Source organism: Kitasatospora sp. NPDC127035 (assembly GCF_042726075.1).
GTDB lineage: Bacteria > Actinomycetota > Actinomycetes > Streptomycetales > Streptomycetaceae > Kitasatospora.
In genome coordinates this window covers 62,073-76,498 of sequence record NZ_JBHXDN010000050.1, presented here as the reverse complement: position 1 = coordinate 76,498, position 14,426 = coordinate 62,073, and the positions used below count along the sequence as shown (strand labels likewise).

General features: G+C 73.5%; 9 protein-coding genes. 8 read left to right on the top strand and 1 reads right to left on the bottom strand.

Annotated elements, in window-relative coordinates; translation table 11 throughout:
• Positions 1 to 114: 114 nt before the first annotated feature.
• On the bottom strand, positions 115 to 411 hold the full coding sequence (locus ACFWIC_RS28790) for a hypothetical protein (RefSeq protein WP_380520356.1): 297 nt from the start codon (positions 409 to 411) through the stop codon (positions 115 to 117).
• 861 nt (positions 412 to 1,272) lie between these two features.
• Here ACFWIC_RS28790 and ACFWIC_RS28785 point away from each other — a divergent pair.
• The 8 genes from ACFWIC_RS28785 (at position 1,273) to ACFWIC_RS28750 (ending at position 14,426) form a co-directional block, all read left to right on the top strand.
• Positions 1,273 to 2,700: a sugar transferase gene (locus tag ACFWIC_RS28785; RefSeq protein WP_329881646.1), complete on the top strand. Its 1,428-nt coding sequence runs from the start codon at positions 1,273 to 1,275 to the stop codon at positions 2,698 to 2,700.
• Between the two features lie 73 nt (positions 2,701 to 2,773).
• The gene (locus ACFWIC_RS28780) at positions 2,774 to 4,090 is read left to right on the top strand and encodes a nucleotide sugar dehydrogenase (protein ID WP_380520355.1); all 1,317 of its coding nucleotides are present in this window, start codon (positions 2,774 to 2,776) and stop codon (positions 4,088 to 4,090) included.
• Complete coding sequence (locus ACFWIC_RS28775; RefSeq protein ID WP_329952869.1) at positions 4,080 to 5,345, top strand: glycosyltransferase family 4 protein; 1,266 nt, start codon at positions 4,080 to 4,082, stop codon at positions 5,343 to 5,345. The genes ACFWIC_RS28780 and ACFWIC_RS28775 overlap by 11 nt, the downstream gene beginning before the upstream one ends.
• A complete protein-coding gene (locus tag ACFWIC_RS28770; RefSeq protein WP_380520354.1) occupies positions 5,342 to 6,760 on the top strand; it encodes a polysaccharide biosynthesis protein in 1,419 nt (472 codons plus the stop codon). The genes ACFWIC_RS28775 and ACFWIC_RS28770 overlap by 4 nt, the downstream gene beginning before the upstream one ends.
• Positions 6,757 to 8,292 carry a polysaccharide biosynthesis protein gene (locus ACFWIC_RS28765; RefSeq protein ID WP_380520353.1) on the top strand — a complete coding sequence of 512 codons (1,536 nt, stop codon included), beginning with the start codon at positions 6,757 to 6,759 and terminating at the stop codon, positions 8,290 to 8,292. Before ACFWIC_RS28770 ends, ACFWIC_RS28765 begins: the two co-directional genes overlap by 4 nt.
• A gap of 3 nt (positions 8,293 to 8,295) precedes the next feature.
• Positions 8,296 to 10,230 (top strand): asparagine synthase (glutamine-hydrolyzing), encoded by a 1,935-nt coding sequence (asnB, locus tag ACFWIC_RS28760; RefSeq protein ID WP_355401220.1) that lies wholly within the window; start codon positions 8,296 to 8,298, stop codon positions 10,228 to 10,230.
• 57 nt (positions 10,231 to 10,287) lie between these two features.
• Entirely contained in the window at positions 10,288 to 12,483 is a 2,196-nt protein-coding gene (locus ACFWIC_RS28755; protein ID WP_380520352.1) for a bi-domain-containing oxidoreductase, read from the top strand.
• A complete protein-coding gene (locus ACFWIC_RS28750) occupies positions 12,480 to 14,426 on the top strand; it encodes an alginate lyase family protein (protein ID WP_380520351.1) in 1,947 nt (648 codons plus the stop codon). Before ACFWIC_RS28755 ends, ACFWIC_RS28750 begins: the two co-directional genes overlap by 4 nt.

Sequence of the window (14,426 nt, the reverse complement as noted above, 5' to 3'; positions counted from 1 at the left end):
GCCGCACGTCTCGCCGGGGGGGGGGGGCGCCGGGGGGGGGGGGGGCGGCGGCGGGGGGGGGCCCCCCGGTCTGGAGCTGCCCCACGGGGGGGGCCCCCCCCGGTGGCGCCGGTGTCAGACGTCGAGCCCGGTGGTCAGCCAGTCGTGCACGGCGGCGGCGCACTCCTCCGAGTACTCCTCCGAGCACTCCTCCGAGCACTCCCCCAGGGTGGGGAAGCAGACGATCGCCGCCCCAGCCGCCCCGGCCGCCGCCCCGGCCGCCGCCCCGGCCGGACCCGACGCCGGCGTCACCAGGTCCGACGCCCGCGCGACCGGCGCCGGGTCCTCGAACTTCTCCCTGATCCTGGCGGCCGCGATCAGCAGGTCGAGACCGTTCTCCAACTTCGCGCGCTCGTAGGCCTGGGCGAACATCGAGGCGAGGTAGCCGTCGGAGGCCGGCGCCGAGGCCGAGACCGGACCCGGAGGGACCGCGCGAGCGCCCGCCGAACCGGCCTGCCGCTCCGCGTCCCGACGTGTACCGAGCAGGCGCCACGGGTGTCGCGTTCCTTCACGACGCCCCGTCCGGCCGGCCCGTCCGGCGTGGCGGGCCGGCGCCCCGGCCTGTCCCGGACCGCGCAGCACCGTCGAACCGGTCCGCCGGAGCGGGCCGCAGCCCCTCGGACCCGGACCACTCCCGCACCACACGCCACAAGGCACTTCTTCCTTCCCAGGAATCCCGTACATTCACAGTTCGGACGATCAAGCTTCAAATATCGACCACACGTTTCAGACATCGCCCCCTTCGGATGGCCCCGATGCTCTAGATTGACTTTCGGTTCGCACAGCTCGACGCGAAACGGCACACGATGATCTACAGGTCCGACGCCGTGGACGGCCGGCAGACAGCCGCATCCCGGCGGAAGACGTGGAGGTGATCGATTCTTGGCGCCCGAACCGGGCGTCGGGTGTGAAGAGCAATCGTCGACGGTTTCCCACACGCTTCAGGACTCCGGTGGAATACGCACGCCCGCCGGCAGCCGGGTGGGATGTTCACGTAGCACCGCATGACGTGGTTTGCCATTCGGGGGGAGGCGGGGCCTCCCGAGGGGCGGGATCAGTGCAGCACGGGAGGCGGGGGCTCCCGAGGGGAGGAACAGTGCGGGAGGTGCGAGCCTCCCGGGGGGAGGATCCGTGTATAGCGAACACGTCGAACCCACTGCTGACCTGGATGAGGCCGTGAAGCAGGGGGAAGGTGAATTAGCCAGCCCGTTTCTACCGGCGCGGGGGCGCCGGATGAACGGGAGAATCAGCCGGCCCGAGATCGAATGGGAACAACAGTACCGCCGCGCTGTGATCTTCAGCGATACTGCGGCCACCGCCTTCGTGGTCGCGGGGATAGGCCGCTTCTTCGGGGTTCGTGATGCGGCCAACTGGCACGAGAAATGGGGAATTCTCGCCTTCTTCACCGAGCTGCTGGTGATGGGGTCGCTGGCGATGACCCGGGCGTGGGCTCCGGCCGTACTCGGCCAGGGCGCCGAGGAATTCCGTCGGCTCGGACGATCGCTTTTCACCGCCGCCGTCGTGCTGGCGCTCGGCGGGATCGCCCTCACGTCGCACAACATCAAACTCTGGATCTTCGTCGCGATCCCGGCGATCACGCTCACCACCATGACCGAGCGGTACCTGCTGCGCCTCTGGCTGCACAAGCAGCGCAAGGAGGGGCGGTGCCTGCGCCCGGTGCTCGCTGCCGGGAGCCCGGCCACCGTCAGCGACCTCATCGCCCGGACCCGCAAGTTCCCGCACCTCGGCTGGCGGGTGGAGGCGGTGTGCACGCCGTACGCCCTCGGTCACAACCGTGACCGGCTGGACGAGGTGCCGGTCGTCGGCCGGCTGACGGACGTCGCCAACCACGTCCGCCGCGACGGCTACCGGGTCGTCGCGGTCACACCGGACCCGCACTGGTCACCGGACCGGCTGCAGCGGCTGGCCTGGAACCTCGAAGGCGGCGACGCCGAGATGGTCGTGGCCCCCGTCCTGATGGAGGTCGCCGGCCCGCGGCTGCACGTCGACGCGGTGCTCGGGATCCCGATGCTGCGGGTCAGCATGCCGGCCTTCACCGGGGGCCGCCGGGTGGTCAAGGAGGTCGTCGACCGACTGGGTGCGATGTTCCTGCTGATCCTGTTCGCGCCGCTGATGGTGTTCGTCGCGCTGCTGGTGCTGGCGGACAGCCGGGGCGGGGTCTTCTACCGGCAGCACCGGGTCGGCAAGGACGGCCGGGAGTTCACCCTGATCAAGTTCCGCACCATGGTCGCCGGGGCCGACCGGGCGCGGGCCGAGCTGGCCGACCGCAACGAGGGCGCCGGCCTGTTGTTCAAGCTCCGCCGGGATCCGCGGGTGACGCGGATCGGAGGGGTGCTGCGCCGGTACTCGGTCGACGAGCTCCCGCAGCTCCTGAACGTGGTCACCGGCTCGATGTCGCTGGTCGGTCCGCGGCCTCCGCTACCGGAGGAGTCCGCCGCGTACGGGCCGGACATCCGGCGGCGGTTGCTCGTCAAGCCCGGGCTCACGGGTCTGTGGCAGATCAGCGGGCGCAGCGACCTGCCGTGGGAGGAGGCGGTCCGGCTGGACCTGCGGTACGTGGAGGACTGGTCGCTCGCCCTGGACGCGGTGATTCTGTGGAAGACGCTGCGTGCGGTGCTCCAGGGGCAGGGGGCCTACTGATGGGTGGGGGGCGTCGACCGATCGACGCGCGGACGGCCGGCCACAAGGGCCTGCCCGAGGGGAGGAACGGGTCATGAGGGTCAGTGTCCTGGGGCTCGGCTACGTGGGCTGTGTGTCGGCCGCATGCCTGGCCAGCCTGGGTCACGAGGTCATCGGGGTGGACGTGAACCAGGTGAAGGTCGACCTGGTGAACGAGGGCAAGGCCCCGGTGGTCGAGGAGCGGATCGGCGAGCTCATCGCCGAGGTCGTGCGGACGGGAGCGTTGCGCGCCACCGTCGACGTCCGCGAGGCGATCATGGGCAGCGACGTGTCGCTGGTGTGCGTGGGCACGCCGTCGGAGCCCAACGGCAGCCTGTGCACCACCTATCTGGAGCGGGTCACCGAGCAGATCGGTGCCGCGGTGGCCGAGCGGGGCGGGCGGCAGACCGTCGTGTTCCGCAGCACCATGCTCCCGGGCACCTGTCTGAACCTGCTGGTGCCGATCCTGGAGAAGTACGCAGGCGGCACGGCCGGGGTGGACTTCGGGGTCGCGGTCAACCCGGAGTTCCTGCGCGAGGGCACGAGCGTGCGGGACTTCTTCGACCCGCCCAAGACCGTCATCGGCGAGCTGGACCCGGCGAGCGGCGACGTGGTCGCGTCGCTGTACGACGGTCTGCCCGGCGAGGTGTTCCGGGTGCCGGTCCCGACGGCCGAGGCCATCAAGTACGCGGACAACGCGTTCCACGGCCTCAAGATCGGCTTCGCGAACGAGCTGGGTGCGGTGTGCCGGGCGCTCGGGGTGGACTCGCACCAGGTGATCGACGTGTTCCTGGCCGACCGCAAGCTGAACATCAGCCCCGCCTACCTGCGGCCCGGCTTCGCCTTCGGCGGCTCCTGCCTGCCCAAGGACCTGCGCAGCCTGGTCCACGCGGCGCGGCAGGCCGACGTCGCGGTGCCCATCCTCTCCCACGTGCTGCCCTCCAACCACGAACACCTGCAGCGCGCGGTGGAGTTGGTCGAACGCACCGGCAGGCGCCGGGTGGGCCTGTTCGGCCTGTCCTTCAAGCCCGGTACCGACGACCTCCGCGAGAGCCCGCTCGTCGAGCTGGCGGAGCGGCTCTTCGGCAAGGGCTACGACCTGCGGATCTACGACCCCAACGTGAACCTCTCGCGGCTGCTCGGCGCGAACCGCGAGTACATCGAGACCAGGCTGCCGCACCTCGCGCAGCTGCTCGCGGAGTCCGTCGACGAGGTGCTCGACCATGCCGAGGTGTGCGTGGTCGGGACCAGGGACCCGGACGTGCTGTCGGCGTTGCCCCACGGTGACGGCCCGGTGATCGTCGACCTCGTCCACCTTCCCGACGCCGAGGCGCGCCGGACCGAGCCGGGGTACGTGGGCCTTGCCTGGTGACGCAACGGGCGGCGACGGGCGGGGCCGTCGCGCGCTGGTCCTGGTGGAGAACCTGTCGGTGCCGTTCGACCGGCGGGTGTGGCAGGAGTGCACGACGCTCCGTGACGCGGGCTGGACGGTCGACGTCATCTGCCCGCAGGGGAGCAAGCGCGACACGGAGCCGGAGGCGGTGATCGACGGGGTGCGGATCCACCGGTACCCGTTGCGCGCGGCCACCGGGGGACCGGCCGGCTACCTGCGGGAGTACGGATCGGCGTTGTGGCACACGGCCCGGCTGGCCCGCAGGGTCGGCCCGGTCGACGTGGTGCACGCCTGCAATCCGCCCGACCTGCTGTTCCTGCCGGCCCTGTGGCTGAAGCGGCGCGGTGCCCGGTTCGTGTTCGACCAGCACGACCTGGTGCCCGAGCTGTACCTCTCCCGGTTCGACCGCGGCGAGGATCTGCTCTACCGCGGCGTGTGCGCGCTGGAACGGCTGACCTACCGGGCCGCGGACGTGGTGCTCGCCACGAACGAGAGCTACCGGGACGTCGCGCTGAGCCGTGGCGGCCGGCGCCCGGACGACGTGTTCGTGGTGCGCAGCGCGCCCGACACCGGGCGGTTCCGGCCGGTGCCGCCCGAGCCGGAGCTGAAGCGCGGCAAGCCCCATCTGCTGTGCTACCTGGGCGTGATGGGGCCGCAGGACGGCGTCGACTACGCCCTGCGGGCCCTCGCGAAGCTGCGCGACGAGTGCGGGCGGACCGACTGGCACGCGGTGTTCGTCGGCGGGGGCGACACCTTCGACGCGATGGTGGAGCTGTCCCGGCAGCTCGGGCTGTCGGAGCAGGTGGAGTTCACCGGGCGCGTCCCGGACGCCGACCTGGTGCGGTACCTGTCCACCGCGGACGTGTGCCTCTCCCCCGACCCGCGCAATCCGCTCAACGACGTGTCGACCATGAACAAGGTCCTGGAGTACATGGTGATGGGCCGGCCGATCGTCTCGTTCGACCTCCGCGAGGCGCGGGTCTCCGCGGGTGACGCCGCCGTCTACGCGCCGGCCAACGACGAGGCCCGGTTCGCCGAACTCGTGGCGCAGTTGCTGGACGATCCGGAGAAGCGGGCCCTGATGGGCAAGGTCGGCCAGGAGCGGATCAACGGGCCGCTCGCCTGGCGGAACTCCCAGCGTTCGCTGCTCGCCGCCTACGCCGCCGCCTGCCGTGGCCGCGCCCCGGTGTCGGCGGGCGGCCGGGGCCGGGCCGGGAAGAGGCCGCTCCGTTGAGCGACGAAGCGATACGTCTGGTCACGGTCGGTCGGATCTTCCGTCGGCGGTGGCGGCTCCTCGCCGTCCTCGCCGTGGTGGGTGCGCTCGTCGGCTACGGCGGTTCCCTGCTGTTCCCGCCGCGCTACACGACGTCGGCGTCGGTCCTGCTGCCGGGGGCGTGGCAGGAGCGCGAGCTGATGACCCAGGCGCAGATCGCGACCAGTTCGGTGGTGCTCGACCGGGTGGCCGCCGAGCTCGGCCGAACCGGTGCCGGCACCGGGGCCGCGACCGGCACCAGCACCAGCACCAGTGCCGGCACCAGCACCGACGAGCTGCGGGGCCGGGTGAGCGCCACGGCCGCGGACGGGAACATCATCAAGATCTCGGGGACGGGTGACACCCCGGAGCAGGCGCAGCAGCTCTCCGACCAGGTGGCCCAGCAGTTCGTCGCGTTCGCCGCACGGATCTCGGGCTCGGGCGAGGGCACGGAGCCCGAGACGACGCAGCCCCAGGCCCTGCGGCAGATGGTGGCGCAGGCCAGCCGCCGCATCACCGACCTGGCGGACGCGGCCGATCCGGGGCAGACCGTGGAGAGCGTGCAGACCCGCACCGAGCTCGCGAAGCTGCGCACCACGCTGCAGGAGGCCGTCAACAAGCTGGACCAGGTCGACCCGGCGGCCGGCAAGGCCACCATGGTCGTCATGGGGGCGGCGGCCCGGCCGACCTCCGAGGCGCCGCCGACGGGGATGCAGCTCGTCGTGGCCGGGGCGCTGTCGGCGGTGCTGATCGCGGTCATCGGCCATCTCGCCTCCGCGCGGGTGAGTCGGCGGCTGCGCGGCGGGCCGGAGATCGCCACGGCGCTGGGTTCGACGCTCCTCGGCACCGTCGACGTGCCCGGTGGGCGGCCCGTGCAGCGGTCGAAGGGCCGTGGCCCGCGGGCCCTGGTCCGCCGGCTGCTGGACATCGACGTCCGGTGGGACCTGCCGACCCCGCACGCCTCCGGCGACGAGGCGGGCCGGCAGGTCCGCTACCGGCGGGTGTGCGCCCGGCTGCGCGACCAACTGCCCGCCCCCCAGCGGCTGCTGGTGGTCGTCCCGGAGGGTGACGAGACGGCCCGGCTGGCCGCCGGGCAGCTCGCCGCCGAGGCGGGGAGCGAGCCGCTGCTCCGGGTCGTCGGGGTCCCGATGTCACGGCCGCTGGTGCCGGACCGTGACGACGAGTCCGGTGCCCTGGTCGTGCTCAGCGCGGGCACCTGGACCGACGTGGAGCTCGCCGGCATCGTCGAGGCGTGTGCGGACGCCGAGCACGAGATCGTCGGCATCGTCGTCGCCGCCGCGGTCCGGGCCCGTCCCGAGCGGTCCGCCGACCGTCGCGCGGGCGGCGCCGAACCGGCGCTCGCGGTCGGCCACGACACGGGGAGTGGCTCGGGGTGACGACGAGCATGACATCGGAGTCGGCGGCCACCCCTCCGCTGGTGGACCTGCAGTCGCTGGTGGTCGCGGTGCGCAGGCGGCGGCGCTTCTGGTGCCTCCTGGCGCTGCTGGGGCTGTTGGCCGGTTCGGCTGCGGCGGTGCTGCGGCCGGCGCCGCCGAGCGCGGTGACCACGGTGCTGGTCTCGCACCAGGCGGACCAGCCGAACGACCCCGGAACGCTGATCCGTACCGACGCGGCCCTGCTGCAGACCATGGGGATCGCCGGTGCGGCCCTGAAGGCCGTCGGCTCCTCGGAGCTGCCGGAGGACTTCCTGCTGGAGTACGGGGCCGTCGGCCTGACCAACAACCTGTTGCAGATCACGGTGACGGGCAGCAGCGAGGAGGAGGCGGTGGCGCGGGCCAAGGCGCTCGCGGACGCGTTCGTCGCGGACCACGTGCGGCGGATCAGGGAGACCGCGGACGCGGAGGCCAAGTCCCTGCTCGACCAGCGCGACCGGATGCAGCAGGAGCTCACCCAGGTCAACAAGGAGATCGGGGACGCACCGCAGCAGGGCGGGCCGAAGGCGTCGGCGTCCGCGAAGCTGGAGGCGTTGTACGCCAGCCGGGCCGAACTCACCTCGCGGATCGCCGACTTCGGCCGGCGTGCCGCCGAGGCGCACGTCGGCACGCCCCGGCTCGTCGCCGGTACGCAGATCGTGGACGCCCCGCACCCGGTGCGGCAGTCCCTGGTCGTGACCGCCGCCACCGACGCCGCGATCGGGCTCGTCCTCGGTCTGGTCGTCGGACTCACGGTGGCCGCGATCGGCTCGGTGGTGGCGGACCGCCCCGTGCTGCGCCGGGACATCGCGGCGAACCTCGGGGCCTCGGTCGTCGCGGAGCTGCGCCCGGTGCCCCGCCGGCCGGTCGGCCGGTGGCAGCTCGCCCGGACCCGGGCGGCACGGGCCAGGCTCACCACGACCCTGTTCCGCACCGTGCGCGGCTCCGCGGACGCGGTGTCGCTGCTGGACCTCGGCTGTGCGCGCACGACGAGCGCGATCGCCCTGGACCTCGCCGGGGCCCTGGCGGAGGAGGGGCCGGTGACCGTCGTCGACGGTCTGCCCGGCCCGCAGCTCGCCAGGCGCCGGCCGAAGCAGGGGGACCCGACCGTGGTCCGCGGCGAGCGGGCCGCGGACGTGCCGTCCCAGGAGCGCCTGGTCGGCGTCGGCTCGGTGGCGCCCGGTACGGCGTGGACCGACCTGCGGTACCTCGGCACGCGGACCGTACTCGTGGTGCGGGCCGGGCACGGGAGCGCCGCGTGGCTGCACACCGTGGCGCGGCAACTCGCCGACCAGCGCATTCCGGTGATCGGTGTGGTGCTGGTCGATCCGGATCCGCGCGACCGGACCGACGGCACGCTGTGGGAGGGGCCGCACACCGCGACGCGCGGCCGGTACGAGCGGCCGGCCCGGCACAACGGCACGGGCCGGCGGCGGGCGGGGCTGACGACGATGTGGACCGCAAGGGTCCCGGACAGCGACCAGGAGGTGCGGTAGGACATGTGTGGCATCGCGGGTACGTACCGATGGCCGGACGGGAAGGTCGTGACCGACCTGCTCACCGAGACCCTCGCCCACCGCGGTCCCGACGGGGCGGGCCGCTACAGCCACCCCCTCGGTGCCGGCGAGGTGCACCTGGGGCACCGCAGGCTGGCCATCGTCGACCTGTCGGAGACCGGCGCCCAGCCGATGGTCTCGGACGGCCTCGTCCTGACCTACAACGGCGAGCTGTACAACGCGCCCGAGCTGCGCGCCGAACTGGCGGCCGCCGGGGTGCGGTTCCGCGGCACCTCCGACACCGAGGTGCTGCTGGAGGCCTGGCGGCGCTGGGGCACGGACTGCCTGCCCCGGCTGCGCGGCATGTTCGCGTTCGGGGTCTTCGACGAGCGGACCGGCGAGCTGGTGCTCGCCCGCGACCAGCTCGGCATCAAGCCGCTGTTCCTGGTGCGGCGCGGCGAGGGGCTGATGTTCGCCTCCGAGCTCAAGGCGCTGGCCGCCGCCGCCGGCGGGTCGCTGGAGGTGGACCCCGGGGCGCTGGTGGCCTCACTGCTGTACTACTGGGTGCCGGACTCACGGTGCGCGTTCCGCGAGGCGGAGAAGCTGCCGCCGGGGAGCTGGCTCCGGTGCCGGCCCGACGGCCGGGTGGACCGCGGCCGGTTCTGGCACCTGCGGGACGTCGCCGCGGAGGGCCGGGAGCGGGCCCTCGGCGGCGAACGGCCGGACCTCGCCGCCATCGTCGAGGAGTCGACCCGGCGTCACCTGCTCTCGGACGTGCCCGTGGCGACCTTCCTCTCCGGCGGGCTGGACTCCAGCTACCTGACCGCGCTGGCGGCCCGGGACCGGCCCGGGATCTCCGCCTACACGATCGGGTTCCGCGCCGAGGACGCCAGGTTCGAGGCGATGCCGGACGACCTCCGCTACGCCCGGCAGGTGGCCGAGCAGTTCGGCGTCGACCTGCACGAGATCGAGATCGCTCCGGACGTGCTCGACCTGCTGCCGCGGATGACGTACCACCTGGACGAGCCGATCGGCGACCCCGCCGCGATCAACACCTTCCTGATCTGCTCGGCCGCCCGGGAGGCCGGGGTCAAGGTGATGCTCTCGGGGATGGGGGCCGACGAGCTGTTCGCCGGCTACCGCAAGCACCTGGCCAACCAGCTCGCGCTGCGCTACCAGCGCGTGCCGCGGCCCCTGCGGCGCGGCCTGTCCGCGGCCGTGGACCGGCTGCCGGTCGCCACGGCCAACCGGGGGCTGCGGTCGGTGCGGTTCGCGAAGCGGTTCCTCTCCTTCGCCGACCTGCCGGAGGAGACCGCGTTCCGGCGCAGCTACACCATGTACGACCGGGCCGAGCTGCTGGCCCTGGTCGATCCGGACCTGGCCGGGACCGTCGACGACGTGCTGACCGAGCACGCGGACACCTACCAGGACAACGACCTCGACGACTTCGTCAACCGGATGTGCCTGGGGGACGCCCGGATGTTCCTGCCGGGCCTGAACCTCGCGTACACGGACCGGTCGAGCATGGCCGCGTCGACCGAGGTGCGGGTGCCGTACGTGGACGTCGAGGTGGTGAGGGCGGCGTTCGCCGTGCCCGGCGACCGCAAGATCGTCGGGCGGCAGGGGAAGGCCGTCCTGAAGGAGGCGGCCTCCTCGGTCCTGCCCCGGGAGATCGTGTACCGGCCCAAGGGCCTGTTCAGCGCCCCGCTGCGGGCCTGGATGAGCCGGGACCTGGCACCGCTGGTGCGCGAGGTGGTGAACGACGGCGTGCTCGTCAGTTCCGGGTTCCTGCGCCGGGACGCGCTGGCGCGGCTCGTCGCCGCGGACGCCGCCGGGCAGCAGGACTACTCCAAGCACCTGTGGCACGTGCTGACCCTGGAGTACTGGTACCGCGGTGCGACCTCCGGCTCCGGCCACAGCACTCACGCGACGACGTAGAGCTGCTCATCCGACTCACGCGACTCACTTGACGGCGTAGGAACAAGGGGACTTCCGGTGAAACAGGTCGTGCAGAACTACAAGAGCGGTGAGCTGGCGGTGCTCGACGTGCCGGTGCCGGGGTGCAAGCCCGGCGGCGTGCTGGTCCGCAGCGCCTTCTCGCTGATATCCACCGGGACCGAGCTCATGAAGGTGTCCGAGGCCGGCATGTCGATGCTGGGCAAGGCCCGCTCCCGTCCGGACCAGGTGGCCAAGGTCATGCAGAGCGTGGCCACCAACGGACTGCCCGCCACCTACCGCAAGGTGATGGGGAAGCTGGACTCCTACACGCCGCTGGGCTACTCGCTGTGCGGGGTGGTCGAGCAGGTCGGCGCCGGGATCGACGACGTGGCGGTCGGCGACCTCGTGTCCTGCGCCGGCAACGAGCACGCGCTGCACGCCGAGCTGAACTGGGTGCCGAAGAACCTCTACGCCCGGGTGCCCGACGGCCTCGCGCCCCGGCACGCGGCGTTCGGCACCGTCGGGTCGATCGCCCTGCAGGGCGTGCGGCAGGGCGAGCCGCAGCTCGGCGAGGCGGCGCTGGTCATCGGCCTCGGGCTGATCGGGCAGCTGGTGGTGCAGCTCCTCACCGCCTCGGGGGTCCGCGTCGTCGGGGCCGACCCCGACCCGGTGCGCTGCGAGCTCGCCGAGCGCCTGGGCGCCGTGGCCGCCGGCGATCCCGGGTCCGCGGCCGTGGAGGCCGCCGTCGCCGAACTCACCGACGGCCACGGGGTCGACCAGGTGTACCTGGCCGCCGGCGGCGGCAGCAACCAGCCCGTCGAGCTGGCCGCCCGGCTGGCCCGGGACCGCGGCCGGGTCGTCGACATCGGCAAGTGCCGGCTGGACCTGCCCTGGAACGCGTACTACGAGAAGGAGCTCGACGTCCGGTTCTCCCGCTCGTACGGGCCCGGGCGCTACGACCCGGGGTACGAGCTGGAGGGGCGGGACTACCCGATCGGCTACGTGCGCTGGACCGAGCGCCGCAACCTGGCGTGCTTCCTCGACCTCGTCGCCCGCGGCCGCGTCGACGTCGAGCCGCTGATCTCCCACGTGGCCGACTTCGACGACGCCGTCGAGACGTACCAGCGGCTGAAGGACGGCGAGTTGAAGGCCGTGGCCGTGCTGTTCCGGTACCCCGGCCCCGCGGCGGAGGAGAGGCCGCCGGCCCCCTCGGTGGCGGTGCCCGCGGTGCCCGCGGTGCGCCGCGGCGGCGGGGTCTTTGCCCCGGCCCGGTCCGCCGGGGCGCCGGTGCGGCTGGCGTTCGTCGGCGCGGGGAACTACGCGACGTCGATGATCCTGCCGCACCTGTCGCAGCGCGACGGCGTCACGCTGTCCACGGTCGTCACCACGACGGCGCTGTCGGCGGCGAACGCGCAGCGGAAGTTCGGCTTCGCCAAGGCGACCACCGACCTCGACGCCGTGCTGGACGACCCGGCCGTCGACGCGGTGTTCGTGGTCACCCGGCACAGCTCCCACGCCGACCTGACCCGCAGGGCGCTGCTCGCCGGCAAGACGGTGTTCGTGGAGAAGCCCCTGGCCCTCACCGAGGACGAACTGGCGGGCGTGCTCGCGGCGGTGGAGGAGTCCGGCAACGACCGGATCCAGGTGGGCTTCAACCGCCGGTTCGCGCCGCTGCTGCGGGAGGCCAGGAACCGGTTCGGCGCGCGGACCGGTCCGGCGAGCCTGCGCTACCTGGTCAACGCGGGCCGGCTCCAGCAGGGCAGCTGGTACCTCCGGCAGGACTCCGAGGGCTCGCGGTTCGCCGGCGAGGGCGGGCACTTCATCGACACCGCGAGCTGGCTGCTGGACGCCGACCCGGTCTCGGTGTACGCGGCCGCCCCGGCCGGCAACGAGGACCTCCAGGTCGTGCTGCGCTACCCGGACGGCTCCACCGCCACCATCAGCTACGTCACCACCGGCGCGTCCGGCTTCCCCAAGGAGACGCTGGACCTCGTCGCGGACGGCAAGGTGCTGAAGCTCGACGACTTCGTCCGCGCCTCGGTGTACGGCCGCAAGCGGTGGGTCAGCTCGCGGCTGCCCAAGGCCCGGGACAAGGGCCAGGCCGCCGAACTGGCCGCGTTCGTCGCGGCCGTGCGGACCGGCGGGCCGATGCCGGTGCCGCTGGAGTCGCTGGTCGCCACCACGGCGGCCACCCTCGCCGTGCAGGCCGGCCTGGTCGGCGGCGCGCCGGTGACCCTGGCGAGGGCGCGATGACCATGGGCACGGGCTGGTACCTGCGGCGGCTGTCCCGGATGGGGCCGCAGGAGATCGGCGGCCGGGTGGGCGACGCGGTGCGCCGGCGGCGGTGGCGGTCGGCGCCGCCGGACTGCCCGCCCGTCACGGGTGCCCGGTTCACCGCCGTGCTGCCCGCCGGGGCGGTCGCCGCGGTGCCGCCGGACGCCGGGAAGCGCCTCGTCGCCGAGGCGGACCGCCTGCTGGACGGGCACGCGGAGTTCTTCGGGGTGGACCGTGACGACCTGGTGGCGCCCGACTGGTGGCGCGACCCGAAGACGGGGCGGCGGGCGCCGTCCGGCTACGCCTTCGACGTGCCGTACCGGAGCGAGGACGCGGTCGGGGACGTCAAGCAGATCTGGGAGCTGTCCCGGCACCAGTACCTGACCGTGCTGGCCGCCGCCTACGCGGTCACCGGGGACGAGCGGTACGCCGAGCGCGTGGCCGAGCACCTGCGGTCGTGGTGGGCGGCCAACCCGCCGCTGCGCGGCGTGCACTGGATCAGCGGGATCGAGCTGGGCATCCGGCTGCTGTCCTGGGTGTGGGTGCGCCGGCTGCTCGACGGCTGGCCGGGCGCGGCCGGGCTGTTCGAGGACAACCCGGTGGCGCTGAACCAGATCTGGCACCACCAGCGCTGGCTGGCCGCCTTCCCCAGCCGGGGGTCGTCGGCGAACAACCACGTCATCGCCGAGGCCGCCGGGCAGTTCGCCGCGGCCTGCGCGTTCGGGTGGTTCCCCTCGTCGGCGCGCTGGCGGTCCGCCGCGCTGCGGTCGCTGGAGCGGCACCTGCGCGGCAACACCTTCGTCTCCGGCCTCAACCGCGAACTGGCCACCGAGTACCACGGGCTCGTCCTGGAGCTCGGTCTGGCCGCGGTGGCCGAGGCGGACGCCGCCGCCGTGCCGGTCCCCGCGTCCGTGCGGCTCGTCCTGCTGCGGATGACCGACGCGCTCGCGGCCGTCGTGGACAACCGGTTGCGGCCCCCGCGCCAGGGGGACGCGGACGACGGGCACGGACTGGTCCTGGACGGCGCGGGCACCGACCGCTGGGGCTCGCTGCTGGCGACCGGGGACGCCGTGTTCGGCCGGCTCGCCTGGTGGCCCGCGGTGACCGGCACCGATGTGCGCACCCCGCTGCTGACCTCGCTCGTCCGGCCGTACGCGCGGAACGGGACCGTGGCCCGCCCGGCCGACCGGCCGTCCCACTTCGCCGACGCGGGCCTGACCGTCCTGCGCGGTCCGGAGGAGATCTGGTGCCGCTGCGACGGCGGTCCGCACGGGTTCCTGTCCATCGCCGCGCACGCCCACGCGGACGCGCTGTCCGTGGAGGTCCGGCACGACGGGGTCGACGTGCTCGCCGACCCGGGGACGTTCTGCTACCACGGGCAGCCCGAGTGGCGGCAGTACTTCCGGTCGACCCTGGGCCACAACACCCTGCAGCTGGACGGCGGTGACCAGTCCGTCTCCGGCGGCCCGTTCCTGTGGACCCGGCACGCCCGCACCCGCGTCCTGGTCGCGGACACCTCCGGCGGCGTGGCCCGCTGGAGCGCCGAGCACGACGGCTACCAGCAGTCGGTGCACCGCCGCCGGGTGGAGCTGACCGCCGCGACCCGGGAGCTGCGGATCGTGGACGAGGTGCGCGGACCGCGCGGGGCCGTGCGCCTGGCGTTCCACCTCGGCCCGGCGGTCACCGCGGACCTGACGGGGCACCGGGCGGTGCTGACCTGGACCCGGGGCGGCGAGGACCGCTCCGCGGTGCTCGACCTGCCGGGGCAGCTGTCCTGGTCGGCGCACCGCGGCGAGACCGACCCGCCGCTGGGCTGGTACTCCGCCGGCTTCGGACGCAAGGAACCCGCCACCACGCTGGTCGGCACCGGCTTCACCGACGGCACGCAGGGGTTCACCACCGTGCTCGGTTTCCGCGGCTAG

Excerpts from the sequence above, each read along its gene's own strand:
- ACFWIC_RS28790 (WP_380520356.1), bottom strand. The coding sequence starts at position 411 with ATGTTCGCCCAGGCCTACGAGCGCGCGAAGTTGGAGAACGGTCTCGAC.
- ACFWIC_RS28785 (WP_329881646.1), top strand. The coding sequence starts at position 1,273 with ATGAACGGGAGAATCAGCCGGCCCGAGATCGAATGGGAACAACAGTAC.
- ACFWIC_RS28780 (WP_380520355.1), top strand. The coding sequence starts at position 2,774 with ATGAGGGTCAGTGTCCTGGGGCTCGGCTACGTGGGCTGTGTGTCGGCC.
- asnB (WP_355401220.1), top strand. The coding sequence starts at position 8,296 with ATGTGTGGCATCGCGGGTACGTACCGATGGCCGGACGGGAAGGTCGTG.
- ACFWIC_RS28750 (WP_380520351.1), top strand. The coding sequence starts at position 12,480 with ATGACCATGGGCACGGGCTGGTACCTGCGGCGGCTGTCCCGGATGGGG.